Origin of the sequence: Legionella maioricensis (assembly GCF_023618015.1) — a bacterium.
GTDB lineage: Bacteria > Pseudomonadota > Gammaproteobacteria > Legionellales > Legionellaceae > Legionella > Legionella maioricensis.
Genome location: NZ_JAJKBJ010000018.1, coordinates 12979 through 33570, shown reverse-complemented (window position 1 = coordinate 33570; position 20592 = coordinate 12979). Strand labels below are relative to the sequence as shown.

Sequence of the window (20592 nt, the reverse complement as noted above, 5' to 3'; positions counted from 1 at the left end):
CCTATCAATGTTAAATATGTGTCAGTAACCAAATGATTATAAGCAAAGACAGAGGAACACCAAGCAGCCAACCGATAATGTATAACATGATAATTTCCTTATTAATTAAGACTTGCTCCTTATAAAGTATAGTAGAAAAAAAAGTTTATTTGATGCTAATAAGATTATGAAGCTAGGGCATCCTGATACGAAAAATAAATTGATAATGAAAGCCAGAAATTTAATGTACAATCAAAAATATTGTTTTAAAAATGAATGGCGAACAGCCACTAATTCAAACCAAATAGGTATTTTAAGGGAATCAAATATAAAAATATCACTGTATATTTTATTTATTATTACTGTATATCTTGGCCTTAATCAATAACAATATCGGAGATAGTTGTGGCTCTATTAGAACAGCGCGTACGCCAATTTCATCAAAAAGATTTTAAAGCGAACGAGACCTTATACAAACGCTTGGGATTAGGACAAAATCCGGAGATTCTTTTTATCACTTGTTCCGACTCTCGTATCATACCGAGTCAATTAACTCAGTCTCAACCGGGAGAAATTTTTGTTATTCGCAATGCAGGTAATATTATTCCCAGCTATCCGGATCAGGGGGGCGAAAGTGCCACCATTGAATATGCGCTCACTGCCTTAAATATCAAACATATTATTGTTTGCGGGCATTCTCAATGTGGCGCCATGAAAGGTCTTCTGCAACCTGAAACAACAAAGAGTATGCCTGTGGTCCAAACATGGCTAAATCACGCTCCACGGCGAGAAGAATTAATTGATACCTATAATGCGGATACCGGCGCTACTCTTCTTGAGAAGGCTATTGCTGAAAACGTGTTACTCCAGGTGGAACATCTGAAACAATATCCTTGTGTCAAAGAAAAACTGGATAAAAATGAAATAACAATACATTCATGGATTTATGCGTTTGAAACAGGAGAAGTATTTACTTTCAATGCTGAATTAAATGATTTTGAACCTTTATTAACTGATGAAGTATGCCAGGAACCCATTATAATATCGCAACAAAATACGTCTGATGTATCTTTTCTTCTCAGTTTTCTGAGTGTTTTAGCAGTTGGAGTTGGCTGCGTTTTTATCCTATTCGCCTTGTTAGTGCCTAATCAGAGTTTGCTCGCGATTGGAAGCAGTATGGTCACGGCTGGGGCAAGTTATATTGCCTCACATAGTCGATTTTTTGCCCCCACAACATCATCTGCTACTAACACGGATGACTCAATTTTAGTTAATGATTTATCCGAAGTAGCATGTTACTGAAAAGAGGACTATTCACCTTATCGCAAGGATTGTGATGATGTTTCATTGGTTAAAAAATTGGTGGCATGAGCGCATTGTTCAGCGCTCGCCTATTACTGATGGAGAATGGCAGGATGCTTTTCGTCATCTCCCTGTATTGCAACGTTTGACTGAGGAGGATAAAGCAAGACTAAAGCGGCTCGCTATTTTATTTCTTCACAGCAAATCGCTAGAGGGTATTGGCGATCTGGAAATAACTACTGCCATGCGAGTATATATTGCCTTGCAGGCTTGTCTTCCTATTTTAAATCTGGGCCTGGAGTGGTATGACGGCTGGATTTCCGTTGTCATTTATCCCAGCGCATTTTCACGACAGCACAAAGAAACGGATGAATATGGGATAGTGCATCAGGGCAGAGCTAATCTAAGTGGAGAGTCCTGGCAACGGGGACCAGTTATTTTATCTTGGGATGATAGCTTACATCGTGGTGACATTGATGGCCGAAATGTGGTAATTCATGAATTTGCTCATAAGCTGGATATGTTAAATGGTAAAGCTAATGGTTTTCCACCGCTTCATAAGGGAATGTCCAGTCAACAATGGACGGACGTGTTTAGCCATGCCTATGTTGATTTTGAAATGCGTCTGAAACATCATGATCCTATCCCTATTGATGCTTACGCAGCAACCTCAGCGGGAGAATTTTTTGCCGTGTTTAGCGAACTATTTTTCGAGAAACCGCTAATAATGAAACAATATTACCCAGCGGTCTATGAATTATTAGTTCATTTCTACCGCCAGGATCCTTGTAAATAGCATAAGAGAGTTAACTAATCTGTTGCTTGTATTCCTGGTTTGCCTTTTCCAAAGCATCAATGTCATTCCCACAGATATAATTTTTTAATGCTTTAAATTTTTCTTCATTCCACTCATAAATTTTTAATTTGATGATTCGTTTAATAACCTCATCATCAAAGCGTTTTCTAATGAGCTGGGCGGGACTTCCTGCAACAATGCTGTAGGGGGCGACATCTTTGGTAACTACAGTATTAGCGGCAATAATTGCCCCTTCTCCTATCGTTACACCCGGCATAATCATTGCACGCATTCCAAGCCAGGCACCATCTTGAATTACTGTATCCCCCCTTTTTTCATACGCATCAACGTATTTATCGGCAAAAGGATATAAACTAAACCAATCAATCCGGTGATTATGATTACCGCCTAACATAATAATGGCTTCGGCAGCGATACAGACATAGTCTCCGATATAGAGTTGATCAATATCCCATTGAGGCGTCCAATTGTTTAAACTGAATTCATCACCATAAAGATATCTTACAACGGTTTCTTCAAAGCTTCCTGTCCAGGCATCGCTATAGTAGCTGTGTTGCCCTTTGATATGAATATTAGGATTTTTTACATTCTGATGTAAAAATTCGATCTTTGACCAATGTTTCTCTTTTTTTGTTTCCATTAAAATAACTCATTATCAATTGCTTAAAAATTATAAGAACCTGCTGGTTCTTCAGTTTTTTCTTTTTTAAAAAGAACTAATTTGTCGATAGGCAAATTAACATGATTTAATGCGCGAGTTAAGGATTGGTAGAATCTATCTTGTTTTTTTTGACTCAATTCTTCCATATCCACATGATAAGCCCCTGATTGGTTGGTTATTTCGACTAATTTTTTATCTATAAAACGTAAGGTACCTGCAGCAACAACTTTTTTTGCTTTATTTGCAACAAGATGATGACTTCCCTCGCCAATTCTCAATTGTAATTGATTGGTTTTTTTATCCAGTATAATGACAAAAACATAGGTCAAATCTTTGGGAGACACTTCCCTGACTGGCTCTTTGTTAATGCGTTGATGATTAGGAATAAGGGTGCAAAGGCCTTCACTATCTGTTCTTATGCGATAACTTCGAGCTTCTCCAAATAATTGATTGTCATTTGCGTAAATTTTATTCAAAAGAGGGTCTGAGGCTGACTGAGTATATTTAGGATTGTAGTCATACATTTCATATTGATTTGTTCTTGATTTACTTTTGCCGCAGGTAAAAAAAGTTAAAAATTTTAATTGATACATAACTTCCTTATTAATGTTTTCGGGGTAACAAGTTTAAAGGGAGTTTTTTTGAGCTACCCAAACTGTTGCTTCCCCACAATTGGGATCTCTAATCTTGTGGGTCAGTATTTTGAAATGGTTATCCGCCAGAATCTGTTTATATTCTTCAGCAGAAAGAGAGGCATGATATAATTCTTGCCCTCCATTATCACCCCAGACCTCATCATATTCTGGCCCTGAGGTAAAGACTAATAAACCTTTTGGTTTGACCCGGTTTGCTAGTATCTTCAAGGTGAGGCGTTGATCTTCATGGGGTAAATGAAAAAAACTGTGCCAGGCCATAACAACATGGAATTGTTCTTGCAAATTCAATGTTCTCATATCCGCAAGAAGCCATTGTTCCTTAGGGAATCGGTGTTTGCACAAATCAATCATTTTATAATTATCTATCTCACATCACCTAGGAAAGCAAAGCATCCCATGCATTAGAATAAGAGATTGCACGTCAAAAAAACTTCCAAAAGAAACCTTATTATTTCACTACGTTGCTTCCTCTACTGATATAATTTTGCACGTTATGGATGCTGGATTGCTAATATTACCCATATAAAATTTTTGGAATATTTTTGTACCTTTTGCTGGAATTGTATCCCCAATAGTATTTTTCATATTGTCAATCACTGAACCGTCATAAGCTATTTCATCGCATTGAATGGCGATATCTTTTATAGCAACGTCATTCAAGTTTTTAATTGTAAAATTGGGTGTTAACGGGACGCCGAATATCAGATTGTTTAGGGTATATTCCAGTGATGTATTCTTTCGAAGTTTACTCTCATGCGATAAATGAGATATTTTCATATAAATTGCAATAATGATCACTAGACTAATGACTCCTAATAAAAGCCATTTGAGATTGGTTGTTTTTGTAGAGCCACAGTTAGGACATTTGAACGCATCGAGTTTAAGCTGATGGCCACACTCTTTACATGATAAAAGCAACATAAGTTTTCTTCCTCTTTATGGTAGATTATAGCTTATTTTTTTGAGTAATAGACACAAAATTATTACCAGTATGGGGAGCAAGATGAATAACTTCGCTCTAATTTCTTTTAATAATAAATCACAGTTCTGTTGATATTAATCTATTAATAATCAAAGGGAATTAAAATAAGTTCTTCTACAAAGAGTACATCAAATATTTCATCATCAACTAAAGAAAAGAGCGCCTTAGAGCTACTAAGATAAAATAATATGTTCTCTTAATATTCATTTAAGCTAAGTTTGCTACTATCCCCATATTAATTTTTTTAACCAACTCAATCCCTGATTGTTATTGTTCAGTCGAAAACTTCTTATTTGGACGAAAAATCCATTGAGACTCAAGAATTCAATTTCAGAAGTGGTTAATTTAACAGTTAATAAATTCAAAGGACTGTAATGCCCCCTTAATTTACTGAGAAATAATATGTCCTCTAATAAACTATACAATTTTGTTCATACCGTTTTATTTAAAAACAATAGGCAAAAAGTTGGTAAAGCAACTTTATTGCAGCAAACACATCTAAATGGTACGTCCTATTACCTCCTTCAGCTTCCCAAGAAAAACAATAAGTTTCCTGATGGATTAACTTTAACTGAACACCATATCAGTATTTATGAACAGCCCCTCAATATAATTGATAAACAAAGCGAATATCATTACACCGCACTTTTTACTGATGAACAAAAAAGAACCTATCGACTCCACGTTTATTTTGATCAACTCGATGAGATGATTCCCCCTCCTCATCTTGCTTTAGAAACAGGCAGGTACCAGTATGATCCAATTACGAGAGATGAATTTGATGTTGATTGGTTGGAACTTAGTGAAAAGGCGATTAAATCGGTTATCACTCAGTTAAGAGCGGCGCAAAATACGAAATGTAACAGTCTAAAAAATGAAATTAATCCAGTAGAAAGAAGAACGATTCAATTATCAGAAAATCTGGAAAAAAATAAAAGAAACTACTTAGCTGCGTTGACTCAACAAATTGGACTAAAGACTCAGCTGAACGAAATCAATTCGAAAGAAGACAAGCAAAAAGAAATTGAGCTGATGCAAGCAATTTACCAGCAGGTGGACTCTGAAATATCTTCTCTTCCACGTGTTTCTAGAAAAGCGAAAAAAAATGCAGCCCCCGCAACTCAATCAACCAATACCGATGCAACTCCAACAGAAGCATCAAAATTAACTAAGACAGATGCACCAAATGTAGGAAAAGCAGCTGTTTCAAAAAAAACGAAAAGCTCCTCCGTGAGGGTTAAAGTTAAAGAGGAGCAATTTGCTCCCCAAATAAATAAATTGTCTGATGAGTTACTGCAGGTTGAAGCGATAGCCGATGAATCAGAAAAAACTGCGGTGATTCAAGTTCTACTTCAAAAAATTAATGAATTCCAATTGATGGTTCCTTCTTCTCAAGATCATTTAATTCAAGTATTAAGGAGAATGGAACGCTCTATTACTCTAATAGGAAAAAAACACATTAATTTATTATTGTCTAATCGTAACTTTGATGAAGTGGTCCACTTGAGAGCTCTTTTTCCCGTTGCGCTTGATGATGCTCTTTTTAATAAAGCATTAATGGAGTTAAACGCAGATTTACTTAGTTTTTTATTGACCAATAAAAAATATAATTTAGAACAGTTTGAGCCCAAAATACATAAAAATAGTTATGACTCAATAATGGATTATTTATTTCAATGTGATTTAAGTTCCGCCAAAGTAGCACAATGTTTTAATATTTTATTGACCCATAAAATGTCTTTATTAAGGAGTGATTCCTTTGGACTTCCGTACCTCTTGCCTCTTATTGAAGATGAAAATCATCCCTTGTCTAAAATATTAATGAGGAATTTAAAAGACTCGCCAGAAAATTTACGTTTGTTGAAATTAGTAATTAATTACTTTGACAATCAAAAGAAGAATTTTTTGCCAGACTCTATCAATCGTCAGCGAATTTCTGAAGCACTTACTGTGTTGAAAAAGTTGGAGGAAGACTTTGGCAAGAAATTGCCGGTAAAGAAAGCTCCGATGAAAAATGATCTCTTCTCAAGACTGGATTCAATCTTAGAGGAATCACAAGAGACAATGGTGAGGTTTATGAGTGCTTTTAAACCCATCACATTAATCGAAGATTGTGAGAGTTATGTTCAACAACAACCTTCAAAATCTCAATCGCGCGATATTTATGGCGGTTTAGGTCTATTCATTCTTCCTGAGCCTCCCAAAAAGCCATCATCTCCATCAGAAGAGCATTCTGAAATAATGGCGGGAAAGAAGAATAATATAGCCTAGATATTATTTGGGGGCGTTTAAATAATTCGATGCTATTTGCGTAATGTCTGCTTGAAATAGCTCTCTTTTGTCGAATACTCAGATGTTTTCTGGGCGACAAAAGAGACCTATTTCACCAGTCAGCAAATCGTCACCATATAGCCATAGCGATGAAATACCCCTATCGATTTACCGGGGGCCTGATAAGAAACGTTTGAATTTAATCCTCAGCTTTGCCGTACATTGATAGACTTTTTATTTCAGCCATGCTTTCATTATTCAATGAGTCATCTGGAATAAATCAGTTTTTATGAAGTTAACTTTTTTAAAGTTGGTATTAGGAACAACAATATCCCTCGGTTTTATTTTGGGGGGCGAAAAAGCGTGTAGCGCTGTCAGTCAAAGTTTAAATGACACTTTTTTTCAGAATCCTGCTGAACTCAGTCTAATTGATCAAATGCAGCTGAGGGCAGGTAATTTATTTGTTGTACCGTCATTAAGATTTACAGGAACCTCAACTGGAGGTACTGGAAGTGCGGTTAGTAAAGTAACAGATAATCTTCCTTATCTGTTGGGCGATTATAGAGTAAGTGAGCGTTTTGTGTTGGGCATCAATATTGTACCCAGTGGCTATGGTCATTTAGAGTGGCCTCTGGATTCTATAGTGTCTAATGTAACGACGACAACGAGTCTGCTTTATTATCGAACTGGAATTCAGTCAAGCTATCAACTGACAAAGGATTGGGCCATTGGTATGGGCCTTAATTGCCAAATTAATAAAAGCAACGAACTGGATTTTGTAGTCCCTAACATGGGGAACGAAATTAACAAAGTTTCGGGGTTGAATCCTAGCGTAGATATAGGCTTATTCTACAAAATTAATGCGAAAAATTTTTTTACTGCCGCGGTGTACTCATGGGTAAATACCCTGGGTTATGGCACCAGCTCGCTTAATACTGCCGTCAGTCGCTCTTTTCGGCTGGGCATAACAGAGGCTTCAGTAGCGTATATTGGATTGCAACATGTGCTGAGTGAAAAATGGTCTATTGGAGAGAAAATATATTGGTCTGGCTGGGCCATTCAAAAAACGATTAATTTCCAAAATACAACAAGAGGTAGCTTGGTAGTCCCAACATATTGGAAGGATGTTTGGTCTTATCAAGTTGCAACCCGCTATGCAACTACCGAAAAGATAGCGATGCTTGGAGCATTTATCTATGAAACAAATCCAAATGCTACATCAACAAATAATATAGGGTACCCGCTTGCGTCTACAATGTTTATTTCAGGAGGAATAGATATCAATCTACTGAAGCACTTTTCAGCTCAGTTACTTTATGGATATGGAATGTTCATTCCTAAAGCCAAAATTTTTACGGCACAAAGTTTGGGAGTAATATCTGCCAATACTCAAGCGGCACTATTGCAGTTTACTTATAGAGTTTAAACTTTTACGTCATCTCGAACCCCACCCAATCATCTCGAGCCCACCCCGTCATCTCGAGCGTAGCGAGAGATCTCCTGGATTTAGTCCAGTGTGTCTTCAGGAGATCTCTCGCTACGCTCGAGATGACGTTTGAGATCCAAGACAAAGTGTGAGGTCAAATTAGGTGCGATTTTGGGGAACTGGTTACCTGACAAATGGGATGTAAAAAACTATCAAATATCGACACGGTCTAGTTTGCTTTGCCACATATTAAACTCTTCGACCCTGATAATATCGCAAATTTCTTCTCTTGATGAATAGACAATTACGGCATCACCATTTTGTAATTTTTTCATGAGTTGATTTTTTTTAGTTTGAATATCAAGTTCATACTCGCCATAGTCTGTTGCTTGACGAGTAATAATCTCAATAATTAAATTGTCTAAAGCATCTTTACTTAGCAATGTATGATCGATTTCAATCATCCGCTTCCTTAAGGGTAATCGTGCAGTTAAGGGGGGACCTTCAGAAAAAGAGTTTATCACTAAATTAAAATAAAGTGGCTAAAGAGAAATGCCTTTATAATTAATTCTGTTTTTCTTACCTTGCACAGAATTAAATAGTTGAACCCGGCGCATCAGAATTATTTTCCTCACCAGGCGCAGATTTTGGAGTGGGGGTAACCGTTTTGGGCTGCTCCAATATCTCCCCTTCTACTTTGGGTTGTTTTACTTGACTTGGACGGGGTTTAGTAAGATCTAATCCTCTTTCATGCATTTTCTTGGTTGAATCAGATATTAGGGTCAGCGTCCATGGGTTTATTTCAAAGGCGAGAGTATTCTCCGTATATTTTCCTCTTATTCTGCCAGTGCCTTGATCAATAACAAAAGTATAGGGTGGGCTGAATAAAGAAGTGACGCCGGGTTCTTTTTGCGTATTATAAATACTTCGAGTTTCGGCGTATTCGAAAGTAGATTTAATACCAAAGGTTTTATTAAAAAAACTTTTGAAATTATTTCCATGCCCAAATAACCAAAAATCACTTTCTCCGTGTTTCAGATTATCTCGGATTAACTGCCGTGTTGCTCTTATTTTTTGGTCTTCAGAAAGTGAATTGGTGTCAAAAGTATAACTTCCTTCATTATTCAGCTGACCTTGAGAAAAGTAATCCTGACTCGTGACGCCAGGAACATGAAGCATTGTTTCATCTGCTTGGGCAGATTTTTTTTGGATTTGTTCAAATATGCTGGAATGGCCATAAAACCAAATGGATAGTTTGAATATAATCACTTTGAGCGGTGTTTGCCAAAAGGACATTTGAGCATATTCTTTCTTCAATTGTTCCAGTGATGTGATGTTGTTGCCTGACGGGGTAAAGCTATTTTCGGACAAAGCAGGTTGAAGGCTGATCTGTGCTTTGGCGAGATTGGCTGGAATTAGCAGACTGGCTGTTTGCTTGGCTCGTACTAAAGGAGACACTGCAATTCGGGTCAGATTATCCGGGTAGTGTAATAAACCAGCAGTAGATCTATTAGTATGAGACATATTGTCTATTGCCTGCTCTGACAAAGCCGCATTCGGATTGAGTCCCAGTTTCTTTTGACCCCAGGTGGCACTTTCCCCGTGACGGCTAAATAACACATGCCCGGTAACATTTAATCCGGAGTTTAAAATAAATTGGTGGTCTGTTTCTTTAATTTGATGCAGTATTGCATTGACCTGAATTTGATACTCATCAGGACTTAAGCTATTTAGTTTTTCTATTAAGGCTGCAATTTTTTGTTTGTATGTAATTATTGTAGCTGCACTAGGGTCAATATCTAGAATCCGGTCTTTTCCCATATTGAACTCCCTGAGCCTCGTATTAAGTTAAAGTCTATTGTATATGAAAAAAATTAAGACAATATTAACTGAAATTTGTCATTTGGTGCACATCATGTCATCTCTAACATATCACGTCATCTCTAACACATCACGGCATCTCGAGCGTAGCGAGAGATCTCCTCGATATAGCACAGTGTGCATCCCGGAGATCTCTCGCTACGCTCGAGATGACGTAAGGGGCTCGAGATGACGTAGGGGGCTTGAGATGAGGGGCATTGCATTGACTTAATCTGCTTTCCGTCATCCCGAGGAGGTTGCGACGAGGGGACTCAAGGGTAGTGGCATGGATACTATTTTTGTGCCTTTTTATATTAACTCCACCTGTCTCTATGAGGCTGCATTGATCATATTTTTTACTTATCTTCTTTTACTCTGCATTACAGAACTGATGACGTATTTCTGTCGTCTTTTTCTAAAGAAAAAAGAGCTTTCTTTTACTCCCAATACAATTATCGTGTTTCTAACGGCTTTGGGGTTATATTTTATGAAACCATTTATTTTTTCGGGTTAATAAGTTGTTGTAGTTCATTGATAAAATTTAATTTTTATTTGATTTCTTTTCCTGCTATTTGTGCCACATTAAGTTCAATATTTCGAGTAATAACATCAAGATTTAAACCATTATCACCTGGTTTAAAAGGGTCTTCTAATTCTTCGGATAGGATTTCCAAACCTAATAAGATATAAACTATCATCACCAACATGGGAATAATTAAAATACCAAAGGTGTTAACCCATCCAAACGGAAACATTAAAGAATAAAACAGCAATGCCTGCTTCACAAAGAAGGCAAAAGCCGGTGGCACACTGGTGTTAGCAATTCGTTCACAGCCTCCGGCCATATCAATCAAATTGGCTAAATGGTTATCCAAATGAGTACATTGTTCCACGCGGATTCGAGTGTCATCGCGTAATTGATTAATAATTTTGTACATCCGCTGAGTTACCAACAGTACTGGTTGTTGGGAACGGTATTCATCAATGCCTAAAGAATGCATTTCTTTTTCCAATAAATTGGTATCTTTACGTATATTTGCTTTGATGATGATTGGTAACTTACTTAGTAAGAGATAAAAAGCAGGGTGTTTGTTCAGTCCTACATAAGTCTCGAATTTCAAAGCTAAATTGCGACTATTATTGACAATTCCGCCCCAAAGAGTACGACCTTCCCACCAGCGTGAGAAGCTGCTGTTTACTCTAAAGCTAATAATAATAGTCAAAATAAAACTAAAAATCAGATGAAACTGTCCCAGGCTATAGCCGGATCGCCCCTTAAAGGACAGACCAATAAGGAGAGCATAAAGAGTGATAACTAGCATAATCGGCAATAATTTACGAAATACTTTTTCTTTGTAAAATAAGAATAAATGAGGTATCCATGTTAAAAGAATGTGGGCTTTTTTTGGCATAACTGCTCCGCTTATCTGTGATAACCAGGTGCATTGATTGCATCACTATTCATTTCACTCTCTATAAGTATAAACTACTCATCATTATTTGTTTTGTTTCTATTTTTATCGAATTATCAAGCGGAAATGAAGGATGAGCATATGGATCTGGAAAACAAGACTGTTTGGATAACGGGTGCTTCCTCAGGTATTGGAGAGGCATTGGCTTATGAAATGGCGAAGACTGGGGCAAAGGTTATTCTTTCTTCGAGAAGAGAAACCGAATTGGATCGGGTCCGTTCGGCGTGCTTGTTTCCGGAAAAACATGTGGTTTTTGCCCTGGATCTGGAGCTGTATCAGGAGTTGGAGGGCAAGGCTGATGAAGTCTGGTCACAACACGGGCCAATTGATTTTCTTATTAATTGTGCTGGTTTGTCTCAGCGTTATCGGGTTGCTGACTCCAGCTTTGAGTTGGATAAAAAAATAATGGATATCAATTTTTTGGGTACTATTGCATTAACTCGTCCTCTTTTAAAAAAAATGCTCCACCGCAATAGCGGTCAGATAGCAGTGATTTCGAGCATGTTAGGGCTCTATGGGATGCAGACTCGTTCGGCTTATAGTGCCAGTAAGCACGCACTTAAAGGATATTTTGAAAGCCTTCGTAATGAAGTATTCAAAACAGAAATTGGGATTACCTTGATCTATCCCGGTTATATAAATACGCATATCACCCACAATGCGTTGGTTGCTGATGGCACTCATTTTGGTCGAATTGATGAGGTTCATGCAACCGGCATATCAGCGACAAAGTGCGCACAAAAAATTGTTCAGGCCCTCAAAAAGAAAAAAGAGGTCGTGGTTATTGCGGGTTTTAAGGAGCGATTTGGGGCTTTTATGGCGCGTTTTTTCCCCGCGTTATTCAGGTATTTATCTCCCAGATTTCAGGTATAAGTGCAACTACATGAATCCTATGGTATTTCTTTTAAAAAGAGCCGTATTTTTTTACATATTTTTACAATTTTGTACTAGACTTTTGAGGGAGACTTTAAAAATAATAATAAGTAAATTATATAACTTAAGGATAGAGACATCATGAAAAATAATAAAAAAATCGCGATGGTTTGTTTTTTTCTAACTACTCTTTTTATATTGAACGGGTGTGGAACTGTTCGTGGTTTTGGTAAAGATGTTAGCAAAACAGGACAGGTAATTCAAAAAGCAGCACGATAAGTTCCTTTCTGTTAATTATAAATAACAGAGCTTGGCACTCTTTAAGGAGAGCCAAGCCTCATAAATCTGGACTAAAAAAGGAGACATAGCCAATCGTTCCGCACCATCTTTCAAACCTGGAGTACTATGCCACCATTCCAGCGCGCTTTTAAATTGATCTACCGCCTATGAGCATAAAAAATCGATCATATCGCACTACCGCTAAGCAATGAGCAAATGATTTTTTCTTTTCAACGGATTTATCTGCTTGTTTTATAAGCGGTATGCAGTCTAATACATATTTCAATTGCCCAAGTTAATTCATAAATTGGAGCTATGACTAATTTAGTTGTTTCGGATGCCTTGAAGTAATAAGCTGGAATGATGATGGACTCATCAATTGAATTAATAATATGGAGTTATGGAATGATGTTAAAAAATTGGAGCATTTTCTCATTAATTAGTCTTTTAAGTTTTACTAGTTGTGCTCAAGAAAGTCTTGAGGAGCGGGGATGTCGCCCTCCGCCTAATATTAATGTGCCTCAATTTATTATTGGCTATGGCTCACTGATGAAAGAGGAGTCAAAGCGCGAAGATGGGGCCAATGTTGGTGAAAATTTCCCTATATATGTAACCGGTTTTGAACGTGGCTGGATTGAACATAGTACGGATAAGCGCTTTGGCACTACGTATCTGGGGGCAAAGAGTAAGCCTGAGGCTAAAATGAACGCCGTTTACTTTAAGTTGACTGTGCCAACTGAGATACTTAATTACGATAAACGCGAAAATACTTATTGCCGAATTCGCGTGCCTAGAGAAAAAATACAGTCTTTGGCAGGCGTATCAGTACCTGAAGGCGAATACTGGATTTATACAACGATTGCAGATGAAACGATCCCATCCTCTCAATACCCTCTTGCCCAGTCGTATGTAGACCTATTTTTATCTGGTTGTTTTGAGTTGGAAAAAAAATTCAAGTTGCCTGATTTTGCTAAAGATTGCATTAAAACCACGGGTAATTGGTCGGGCTATTGGGTTAATGATAGAGTACATCCGCGCACCGCTATTGATGATATTCCCTATGTAGCCGAAGTTGACTCTTTAATTTCAGAGACCTTACCCGATTATTATAATCTGATCAAAATTGAGTAAATAATCAGGCAGACTCAACCAGGCATAGAGCAATACGTATGAACTATACTTAGTGGTAATTTGTTTTAGCTTTTAGCAAGGAATAAAATGAATACAGTTGAATGGCTTACGCAACTTATTGGTTTTAATACTGTTTCGAGCAATTCAAACAGAGCATTAATTGAAGCAGTAGATGCCTGGTTTAAAGCGCACGACATTGACTCTCATATCATACCGGGACCCACGGAAGAGAAAGCTAATTTATTTGCCACAATACCCGCAAGCAATGGTCAAATTGATGGAGGGATTTTGCTCTCAGGTCATACTGATGTGGTGCCAGTTATCGGGCAAATATGGAATAGTGATCCCTTTGTTGCTATAGAGCGTGAGGGTAAAATTTACGGGCGTGGTGCTTGCGATATGAAAGGATTTTTAGCTGTCCTGCTTGCTCTTGCTCCAGAATTTAAAAAATTAAAACTGGTAAAACCCATTCATTTTTCCTTTACTTGTGATGAAGAGATAGGTTGCCTGGGCGTAGATTATCTAGTGGATTATTTGCAAAAAGCAGGGATTCATCCAGAGGGGTGCATTGTCGGTGAGCCATCAAGTATGAGGCCGATAGTAGGTGAAAAAGCAAGAAGACTTTATTATTGCCAGATCCAAGGAAAGGCGGTTCATTCTTCTCTGGCATCAGAGGGCTGTAATGCCATTGAGTATGCAAGTCGTTTAATCTGCTATATTAATAAGCTGGCCCGTTATGTAAAAGAAAACGGTCCCTTTGATACCGACTTCGATCTTCCCTTCACTACAATAACTACTAATCTAATTGAAGGCGGATCGGCTGCAAATATTATTCCTGGCCGTTGTGAGTTTACTCTTGAACTGCGCTATATCAGTGAGTTTCTTATTGAGAATTTTAACAACCAAATTAAAAATTATATTGAGGACCAGCTATTACCTGAAATGCGAAAAACCTATTCAGATGCTGCTATTTCTTTCGAGGTAATTTCAGATGCGCCTGGATTTAATGCAATAGAAGATTCCTCAATCGCAAGAATAGTACGTGCTGTTACAGGTACAAAGAATCGTTTCAAAGTTTCTTATGCTACAGAATCGGGAATATTTCAAAATGCGCGCATCCCCACTTTAATTTGTGGTCCTGGCAATATAGAGCAAGCTCATACACCTAATGAATTTATAAGTGTTGATCAACTCAATTTGTGTGAAAAAGTACTGCATAATGTGATTCATTTTTTTTGTATGGATTTAGAAGAGGGCAGAGATAACTTTTAAGGGCTAAGTTGCTTCAGTTAGCGATTTTTTATGCGATAAAAATAACATCTCATACCCAGATAAGTCCCTTCTTTATAATATTTCATGCCACATTTTCTCATGACGTGAAATGAGGCAGTATTTTCTACGTCTGCAAAAGCAATAATATAATCCGTATCAATATAAATTTTTGCCCAGTTAAGGAGTGCTTTTAGTACTTCAGTGGCATACCCTTTATTCCAGTATTTTTTATGAAAAAGATAGCCTACTTTAATTTCTCCTGTTTCAATTTGATTAAAATAGGCTTCTCCAACAAAACTATCATTTTTAAGTTGAAAAATGACGAAACAAGGCAAGTGCTTATTTTTGTAAGTCGCTATGGATTCCTTGATAAAGTCTTTGATTTCCTGATCAGTCAATGTACCCTCGGGATAAAATTCCTTTACTTCAGGATCCTTATCTATGCGCTCTAAATGTTGGGCATCTTCTTTTCTGATAAAACGCAGACCAAGATGTTTTGTAGTGATGAGATAGGTTTGCATCATATTCCCTTATGAATGATTGAAATAGACGTCATGATGTTCCTGTATTAATTCTAGTATATTTTTTTTGTAAGGTCTGTTGGCAAGTTATTTTTAGAGGAACGTCAAGCCAACTATTAACAGTTCCTAGGAAAATGGGGGCTTATAAGAGTCGAATTTTTTATGAGTGCTGGGCACTTTATGGGCTTGTATTCCTAAAATAGAACAATTAATATGCTCTTGCATTATTCAATCTAAACGCAACAGTTAAAAAAACTGTCGAATTTAGGTTCATAAATTATCTTAAAATAAAGGTAGTCGCTATGAAAAAATTACTTTCCATTTCAGCCTTGGCTATTATGATTGGTGGTTGTTCATCAATTCCAATAGACCCGCAAGCCGCTCGCATTATTGCTGCCCCAAATCCTGCTCCTAAAGGATGCAAGTATTTAGGTCAGGTTGTTGGCAACCAAGGTAATTTCTTTACGGGAAGTTATACCTCTAACCGTAATTTAGAAGAAGGTGCGATGAATGATCTTAAGAATAAAGCAAGCAGATTAGGCGCAAATTATATTCAGTTAATCACCAATCGAGCTGGAGTTACCGGTTCTATGAGTGGCTCCTTTGATCGTCATGGTGGTTTCATGAGTGGGGGATCGGAACAAACCAATGTAACCAATTTAGGTAATGCATATCGCTGTGATCCAAAATCTATTGGATTAGAGTAAGCGATATATAAAGGTGAAAAAATAAACTGTAGCCCGGTTGCTTGCAGCTAATGGCGCTTACTTAAGATAATTTCTGAAAAATATTAAAGACGTAGCCTGGGTGCAGCCGCAGGCGTAACCCGGGTTTCCCTGCCACAGATCCCTGGTATGCCTGCACTCAGGCTTAAAGCTCAGCCTCTATATTCAATTTCATCTTCATTACCGGAACAAATCGGCCAGGAAATGATTCAAATGTTCCTATGGTTGTTGCTCCCATACGTTTATAAAATGGTTCGGCATTGGGATCGGCTATGATTTTAAATTCAGTCCAATGGTGTTTTAGAGCATGGTCTAATGCGTGCTGCCACATGATTTTTCCTATTCCTTGGCCAATTTGTTTGCGATTGATAAAAAATAAATCCAGCTCAGGAGCCTCGTCATCATTTATTTTAAAAGCGTACAAACCAATTAACCCCTCTCCTTTTCCAAAAAGGATTAGGTCATTAGAATGAATATAAGTTTCTTTGACTCCCCACTGTTTCATGAAGTCATCTAAAAAAGCGTCTGAGTATCCCCAAAATCCTTTGGATTCTCGAATTAAGGAGTTGATTATTTCAAGATCAGAAATCATAACATTGCGAGGGAGCATTATATTTCTCCATATTCTCTAAAATTTAATTTCAATAAAAATATAAAAAAAGTGAAAGTCTAAACTATGTCCTTTTTTATTGCAGAATATTATAAAGCGTGAGCCGACTGAAACAATTTAATTATTTATATTTCAAATAGTTATCATACTTATTCAGAGAGAGTTAATCTCTTTTCTGAAAATAGTGGTTAAATTTATCTGTAATGCTCTATAATTACCCAATATGGGCTTTATTTGAGGTAATTACTATGTCTTCTTTAGAAACACTATCTGCTGAAGAGGTAAGTAAGGCAGTTCAGGCAGCCATCAAAGGGCTTAATCAAATAAAAGAGGTTAATGATGTTGTAATTGTAAACACTCTCTATGAAATTGACGAGGGATTAGACGTAACTTTAGAAGAAGGGCGCATCACCAGGAAACAGTATAATGAGATGTTAGAGCAAAATAAAGCTGAACTGGCGTTCAGATATGAAGGAAAAAAGGATATCGAGCAGCAACTTAAGCGTATGGAAGCTCTAAAAGCACCTCAAGATGAACCTAAAGGTTTTATTATTCCAGAGACTACTACTCGAGAGGAGTTCAAGAAACTCATAGCTTTGATGGAGACTAAAAAATCTTTAACTGAATCTTCAGAAGAAAAACTATTATTAAGCGTTTTATTACAAACAGCAGCAGCCTGCAAAAATTCATTAGATGAAAAAAAAACTTTTGAAAAAAAATCAATTCCTCTGCTAAAAAGCGAAGAACAGTATGTTACTTCATTATTAAGCCAAATGGAAAATTCAGAGATTCATGACAATTACCAAAAAAAAGGAAAACTAGAAAAAATTACAAAAGAATGTATGGTTGATCCCACGCTCTCAAGCGATGAGAGAAGGATATTACAATCACTCTGCGATAATATAAGCAGGGAAGTTCAAGGAGCCATTAATGCACTAATTACATCTGGTGAGGCCGGTGATGATAAATATCTGGATAAAGTAGAAGAGCATTTAAGACACAGTCTGGAAGAATCAGAAGAAATAGCGATTACATTTGGATTCAAGGGGTTTATTAATGAAATTTGTACTACCTTTAAATTAGATCCAATTTTTACTATTTCTAATAGCCCAATAATTGAGAAAATGAAGGATATAAAAAGTAATCTTTTCTCAATTAAAGAAGAGGCCACCGAGTTTACTGAGGATGACGAGAAGGCAAGTTTATTAGGAAAAGGTACGTAGTGAAGTTATGTTATAAATCTCTCTCGTAGCTATGTGCTTAAAGATAAAGTAAATATTTATGAGTCAGACCGATTGTTCTCCACTAAATTATAATGATAGATTAATAGAACCTGGATTTTCTAACTAAGGCATATTTTAAAATGAAATCTAAACTGGATAAGGGACTATCAAGGTTTAAATTAATATTTCTGCTAACCACTTTATTTTCTTCAGTATGTTTTGCTGAACAAGAGCGTGAAATTGCTATTACTATAGATGATTTACCTCTTGTTGCGTCACAAATGAATACGCCTAACAATCAAAAACGCTCCATAGATCGCTTTAACAAGATAATAGAAGCATTTACTAAATATAAAGTTCCCGCTACCGGGTTTGTGATTGCCGGAGCAATAGAAAAAGGTCAGTGGTCCTTTCTGGAGGAGTTTCGTAAAGCGGGTCTTATGTTGGGTAATCATACTTATTCGCATTATAACTTAAATCAAATGAGTGCCGAAAAGTATATTGCTGATGTGGATAAGGCTGATAAAATCCTGACTCCGCTCATGACTGAACCCAAATATTTTCGTTACCCCTACCTTGCTGAGGGCAACAAAAATTCAAAACCGAAAGTTCATGATTATCTTACTGAACATCATTACACCATTGCGCCAGTAACGATTGACAGTAAAGATTTTAATTTTAATGAAATGGCTTATAAAGTGCCATTTCGTGTGCGAGAAGCCTATATTCTTAAAAAATTAAAGCCTCGTTATTTGGACTATATTTGGAAACAAACGTTAAGAGCAGAAAACAGAGCAAAAGGACAATCCTCAAAACAGATTTTGTTAATTCATGCCAACCTTATTAATAGCTATTTATTAGGTGATGTTCTAGAAATGTACCAAAAAAATGGATATAAATTTATCAGTTTAACGGAGGCGTTAAAAAATCCAGCACCAGCTCTTTCTTTGCCTTCACCTGCAGATAAAGGAGGAACTCAATTAGAAGATCAATTATTAGGGGGGGAAACTGCGCAGTGAGGTAATAAACCCGTTTACCCCGCCCTCCATGTTTCGTACGCGGGATTAAGCAGATCAATTTGCAACAACGGCGACTTGTTCTCAAGATGTCGAAGGAGCCATTGTAAACAGACCCTAGAATAATTGGATTTTTATAGGCATTAATTGAAAAGGAATATTCTAATGAGTCGACTTATTATTCAGGAAAATTTAAAACGCAGGTTGGCAGAAAATACTGATTTTATGTTACGACTTCGTTTTGAGAAGGCAGACGATTTACCCATTAAAATGGATTGTATTCATCTTTTCATCCAATATGTGGCACTCTATCAGGCAATGGAATTTCGTTTAAATCAATTAATTAATGGCGATACTCTTTATCTTGGTCTTTTTAATAAAGAGCCCTGGGTTGACCGCTCTGAACACCTTAAAAATGACCTGCGTGAAATGAAAACCTCTCTGTCTGACCCCGAGAAATTAAGCGTCATTAAAGACGATATGATATGTCCTGCGGTAAAACAGATGATGGCTAAAATAGCGGTGGCAGATCCGGTCTCCTTATTTGCTTATTTTTCAGTTCGATGTTTTAGTGATGCCGTTAATGCTCAGACTTTCAATACTTATATGCAGCGAATCTTTAATAATAGATTTAAAGGTGAATTCTACAACAGCGTTTTAAATCAAACAGATCCCCTTAGTACTTTCATTAATCAGTCTGTATTAACTGCAAGTGAGGAAACTCAATTTGTTGATGCTGTGGAGGATTTTCTTCAACTGCATATTGAGTTATTAGACCAAATGGAAGAGGGGCGTGTCCTGCCAGAAAAAATAACCTCGCAACATTCAAATTATAACAGCGGTTGCCGCTATGCAATGTTTGCTCTTTCTGCTATCGGACTTGCAGCAGCAGTCGGTACAGCATATTCCAGTTTTGCTGCTCCAAAATAAAATCGGTACTTTGGACGAGCAGTGTTTTCCGAACCAATAACTTAAGGTATTACTACTTTTTTTGTCGTCCCGCCTTTGCGGACGACAATTTCATATAAATTGTAAAATAAGATTAATAAATGTGCTTTTTGAAAAACTGACTATCGTCGGTTCGAGATAATGTTTCCCGTACTTATTGAGAGAGCTACCTATTTTCCAGCACTAATTTTTTGCTTGTCTTTCTTCTGGATTAATAAAAATTTAAGTATATGCTTAAAAGAGAGACATCGCTCAAATGCAGGTGGATGGAACTTATAATAAAGTTTATCAACGATGGTTTGGTAGTTAAAGGAGATTCACCCCATTTATATAAGTGCAGGAGAAGGTCCATGATAGGATGGCTCGTCAGGATATTCATGGTCATAGCCGGTTCGATCACCAGCTGGTTTGTTGCTCATGATTCGCTTAAATTTAATATTATTCAAATGGTCATAGCCATCTTACTGATTACCTTAGTCCTGTTTATTGCTGCCTTTTGGCAATCTTTTTGGTATTGGATCAAGCGTATCAGGAAAAGATCTTGACCGACTGTCTAAATACATAAAGA

Annotated in this window: 23 protein-coding genes; 14 read left to right on the top strand and 9 right to left on the bottom strand. The window is 37.0% G+C overall.

Going from position 1 to position 20592, the window contains the following annotated elements; translation table 11 throughout:
• Positions 1–384: 384 nt before the first annotated feature.
• Together LOX96_RS13260 and LOX96_RS13255 are read left to right on the top strand one after the other, a co-directional pair.
• Complete coding sequence (locus LOX96_RS13260; RefSeq protein ID WP_250422571.1) at positions 385–1281, top strand: carbonic anhydrase; 897 nt, start codon at positions 385–387, stop codon at positions 1279–1281.
• A gap of 34 nt (positions 1282–1315) precedes the next feature.
• Entirely contained in the window at positions 1316–2077 is a 762-nt protein-coding gene (locus LOX96_RS13255; protein WP_250422574.1) for a M90 family metallopeptidase, read from the top strand.
• A 10-nt stretch (positions 2078–2087) separates the two neighbouring features.
• Here the strand turns inward: LOX96_RS13255 and LOX96_RS13250 are convergent, their stop codons facing one another.
• The 4 genes from LOX96_RS13250 to LOX96_RS13235 form a co-directional block, all read right to left on the bottom strand.
• Positions 2088–2738 (bottom strand): CatB-related O-acetyltransferase, encoded by a 651-nt coding sequence (locus tag LOX96_RS13250; RefSeq protein WP_250422576.1) that lies wholly within the window; start codon positions 2736–2738, stop codon positions 2088–2090.
• A 23-nt stretch (positions 2739–2761) separates the two neighbouring features.
• On the bottom strand, positions 2762–3352 hold the full coding sequence (locus LOX96_RS13245) for a hypothetical protein (protein ID WP_250422578.1): 591 nt from the start codon (positions 3350–3352) through the stop codon (positions 2762–2764).
• Between the two features lie 33 nt (positions 3353–3385).
• Positions 3386–3766, bottom strand: coding sequence for a class I SAM-dependent methyltransferase (locus tag LOX96_RS13240; protein ID WP_250422580.1), 381 nt, complete (start codon positions 3764–3766; stop codon positions 3386–3388).
• A 105-nt stretch (positions 3767–3871) separates the two neighbouring features.
• A complete protein-coding gene (locus LOX96_RS13235; protein WP_250422582.1) occupies positions 3872–4336 on the bottom strand; it encodes a hypothetical protein in 465 nt (154 codons plus the stop codon).
• A 463-nt stretch (positions 4337–4799) separates the two neighbouring features.
• On the opposite strand from LOX96_RS13235, the gene LOX96_RS13230 reads away from it, so the two are divergent.
• Both LOX96_RS13230 and LOX96_RS13225 read left to right on the top strand, forming a co-directional pair.
• On the top strand, positions 4800–6668 hold the full coding sequence (locus tag LOX96_RS13230) for a hypothetical protein (protein ID WP_250422585.1): 1869 nt from the start codon (positions 4800–4802) through the stop codon (positions 6666–6668).
• Between the two features lie 289 nt (positions 6669–6957).
• Complete coding sequence (locus tag LOX96_RS13225) at positions 6958–8094, top strand: OmpP1/FadL family transporter (RefSeq protein WP_250422588.1); 1137 nt, start codon at positions 6958–6960, stop codon at positions 8092–8094.
• Positions 8095–8306: 212 nt separating this feature from the next.
• On the opposite strand, the gene LOX96_RS13220 is transcribed toward LOX96_RS13225, so the two are convergent.
• Together LOX96_RS13220 and LOX96_RS13215 are read right to left on the bottom strand one after the other, a co-directional pair.
• Positions 8307–8558 (bottom strand): YheU family protein, encoded by a 252-nt coding sequence (locus LOX96_RS13220; protein ID WP_250422591.1) that lies wholly within the window; start codon positions 8556–8558, stop codon positions 8307–8309.
• Between the two features lie 130 nt (positions 8559–8688).
• Positions 8689–9915 carry a histidine phosphatase family protein gene (locus LOX96_RS13215; RefSeq protein ID WP_250422593.1) on the bottom strand — a complete coding sequence of 409 codons (1227 nt, stop codon included), beginning with the start codon at positions 9913–9915 and terminating at the stop codon, positions 8689–8691.
• A gap of 325 nt (positions 9916–10240) precedes the next feature.
• Here LOX96_RS13215 and LOX96_RS13210 point away from each other — a divergent pair, with 325 nt between their 5' ends.
• A complete protein-coding gene (locus LOX96_RS13210) occupies positions 10241–10468 on the top strand; it encodes a hypothetical protein (protein WP_250422595.1) in 228 nt (75 codons plus the stop codon).
• A gap of 34 nt (positions 10469–10502) precedes the next feature.
• Here the strand turns inward: LOX96_RS13210 and LOX96_RS13205 are convergent, their stop codons facing one another.
• On the bottom strand, positions 10503–11366 hold the full coding sequence (locus LOX96_RS13205; protein ID WP_250422596.1) for a bestrophin family protein: 864 nt from the start codon (positions 11364–11366) through the stop codon (positions 10503–10505).
• 141 nt (positions 11367–11507) lie between these two features.
• On the opposite strand from LOX96_RS13205, the gene LOX96_RS13200 reads away from it, so the two are divergent.
• The 4 genes from LOX96_RS13200 (at position 11508) to argE (ending at position 14981) form a co-directional block, all read left to right on the top strand.
• The gene (locus tag LOX96_RS13200; protein WP_250422598.1) at positions 11508–12299 is read left to right on the top strand and encodes an SDR family oxidoreductase; all 792 of its coding nucleotides are present in this window, start codon (positions 11508–11510) and stop codon (positions 12297–12299) included.
• A gap of 141 nt (positions 12300–12440) precedes the next feature.
• Positions 12441–12578 carry an entericidin A/B family lipoprotein gene (locus LOX96_RS13195; protein ID WP_250422601.1) on the top strand — a complete coding sequence of 46 codons (138 nt, stop codon included), beginning with the start codon at positions 12441–12443 and terminating at the stop codon, positions 12576–12578.
• Between the two features lie 405 nt (positions 12579–12983).
• Positions 12984–13709 carry a gamma-glutamylcyclotransferase gene (locus LOX96_RS13190; protein ID WP_250422603.1) on the top strand — a complete coding sequence of 242 codons (726 nt, stop codon included), beginning with the start codon at positions 12984–12986 and terminating at the stop codon, positions 13707–13709.
• A gap of 87 nt (positions 13710–13796) precedes the next feature.
• Complete coding sequence (gene argE / locus LOX96_RS13185; RefSeq protein WP_250422606.1) at positions 13797–14981, top strand: acetylornithine deacetylase; 1185 nt, start codon at positions 13797–13799, stop codon at positions 14979–14981.
• Positions 14982–14998: 17 nt separating this feature from the next.
• Here argE and LOX96_RS13180 read toward each other — a convergent pair whose 3' ends face one another.
• Positions 14999–15505: a GNAT family N-acetyltransferase gene (locus LOX96_RS13180; RefSeq protein WP_348645850.1), complete on the bottom strand. Its 507-nt coding sequence runs from the start codon at positions 15503–15505 to the stop codon at positions 14999–15001.
• Positions 15506–15804: 299 nt separating this feature from the next.
• Here LOX96_RS13180 and LOX96_RS13175 point away from each other — a divergent pair, with 299 nt between their 5' ends.
• The gene (locus LOX96_RS13175) at positions 15805–16209 is read left to right on the top strand and encodes a DUF4156 domain-containing protein (RefSeq protein WP_250422608.1); all 405 of its coding nucleotides are present in this window, start codon (positions 15805–15807) and stop codon (positions 16207–16209) included.
• A 163-nt stretch (positions 16210–16372) separates the two neighbouring features.
• Here the strand turns inward: LOX96_RS13175 and LOX96_RS13170 are convergent, their stop codons facing one another.
• Positions 16373–16837 carry a GNAT family N-acetyltransferase gene (locus LOX96_RS13170; protein ID WP_250422609.1) on the bottom strand — a complete coding sequence of 155 codons (465 nt, stop codon included), beginning with the start codon at positions 16835–16837 and terminating at the stop codon, positions 16373–16375.
• A gap of 248 nt (positions 16838–17085) precedes the next feature.
• On the opposite strand from LOX96_RS13170, the gene LOX96_RS13165 reads away from it, so the two are divergent.
• From LOX96_RS13165 to LOX96_RS13150, 4 genes are all read left to right on the top strand, one after another.
• Positions 17086–18060: a PDDEXK family nuclease gene (locus LOX96_RS13165; protein WP_250422610.1), complete on the top strand. Its 975-nt coding sequence runs from the start codon at positions 17086–17088 to the stop codon at positions 18058–18060.
• A 140-nt stretch (positions 18061–18200) separates the two neighbouring features.
• Positions 18201–19079, top strand: coding sequence for a polysaccharide deacetylase family protein (locus LOX96_RS13160; protein WP_250422613.1), 879 nt, complete (start codon positions 18201–18203; stop codon positions 19077–19079).
• Between the two features lie 162 nt (positions 19080–19241).
• On the top strand, positions 19242–20006 hold the full coding sequence (locus LOX96_RS13155; RefSeq protein WP_250422615.1) for a heme oxygenase-like domain-containing protein: 765 nt from the start codon (positions 19242–19244) through the stop codon (positions 20004–20006).
• A gap of 368 nt (positions 20007–20374) precedes the next feature.
• Complete coding sequence (locus LOX96_RS13150; protein ID WP_250456374.1) at positions 20375–20569, top strand: hypothetical protein; 195 nt, start codon at positions 20375–20377, stop codon at positions 20567–20569.
• The last annotated feature ends 23 nt before the right edge of the window (positions 20570–20592 follow it).

Coding starts and splice junctions, on each gene's coding strand:
- LOX96_RS13255 (WP_250422574.1), top strand. CDS start 1,316: ATGATGTTTCATTGGTTAAAAAATTGGTGGCATGAGCGCATTGTTCAG.
- LOX96_RS13250 (WP_250422576.1), bottom strand. CDS start 2,738: ATGGAAACAAAAAAAGAGAAACATTGGTCAAAGATCGAATTTTTACAT.
- LOX96_RS13245 (WP_250422578.1), bottom strand. CDS start 3,352: ATGTATCAATTAAAATTTTTAACTTTTTTTACCTGCGGCAAAAGTAAA.
- LOX96_RS13240 (WP_250422580.1), bottom strand. CDS start 3,766: ATGATTGATTTGTGCAAACACCGATTCCCTAAGGAACAATGGCTTCTT.
- LOX96_RS13235 (WP_250422582.1), bottom strand. CDS start 4,336: ATGTTGCTTTTATCATGTAAAGAGTGTGGCCATCAGCTTAAACTCGAT.
- LOX96_RS13230 (WP_250422585.1), top strand. CDS start 4,800: ATGTCCTCTAATAAACTATACAATTTTGTTCATACCGTTTTATTTAAA.
- LOX96_RS13225 (WP_250422588.1), top strand. CDS start 6,958: ATGAAGTTAACTTTTTTAAAGTTGGTATTAGGAACAACAATATCCCTC.
- LOX96_RS13220 (WP_250422591.1), bottom strand. CDS start 8,558: ATGATTGAAATCGATCATACATTGCTAAGTAAAGATGCTTTAGACAAT.
- LOX96_RS13215 (WP_250422593.1), bottom strand. CDS start 9,915: ATGGGAAAAGACCGGATTCTAGATATTGACCCTAGTGCAGCTACAATA.
- LOX96_RS13210 (WP_250422595.1), top strand. CDS start 10,241: ATGGATACTATTTTTGTGCCTTTTTATATTAACTCCACCTGTCTCTAT.
- LOX96_RS13205 (WP_250422596.1), bottom strand. CDS start 11,366: ATGCCAAAAAAAGCCCACATTCTTTTAACATGGATACCTCATTTATTC.
- LOX96_RS13200 (WP_250422598.1), top strand. CDS start 11,508: ATGGATCTGGAAAACAAGACTGTTTGGATAACGGGTGCTTCCTCAGGT.
- LOX96_RS13195 (WP_250422601.1), top strand. CDS start 12,441: ATGAAAAATAATAAAAAAATCGCGATGGTTTGTTTTTTTCTAACTACT.
- LOX96_RS13190 (WP_250422603.1), top strand. CDS start 12,984: ATGATGTTAAAAAATTGGAGCATTTTCTCATTAATTAGTCTTTTAAGT.
- argE (WP_250422606.1), top strand. CDS start 13,797: ATGAATACAGTTGAATGGCTTACGCAACTTATTGGTTTTAATACTGTT.
- LOX96_RS13180 (WP_348645850.1), bottom strand. CDS start 15,505: ATGATGCAAACCTATCTCATCACTACAAAACATCTTGGTCTGCGTTTT.
- LOX96_RS13175 (WP_250422608.1), top strand. CDS start 15,805: ATGAAAAAATTACTTTCCATTTCAGCCTTGGCTATTATGATTGGTGGT.
- LOX96_RS13170 (WP_250422609.1), bottom strand. CDS start 16,837: ATGCTCCCTCGCAATGTTATGATTTCTGATCTTGAAATAATCAACTCC.
- LOX96_RS13165 (WP_250422610.1), top strand. CDS start 17,086: ATGTCTTCTTTAGAAACACTATCTGCTGAAGAGGTAAGTAAGGCAGTT.
- LOX96_RS13160 (WP_250422613.1), top strand. CDS start 18,201: ATGAAATCTAAACTGGATAAGGGACTATCAAGGTTTAAATTAATATTT.
- LOX96_RS13155 (WP_250422615.1), top strand. CDS start 19,242: ATGAGTCGACTTATTATTCAGGAAAATTTAAAACGCAGGTTGGCAGAA.
- LOX96_RS13150 (WP_250456374.1), top strand. CDS start 20,375: ATGATAGGATGGCTCGTCAGGATATTCATGGTCATAGCCGGTTCGATC.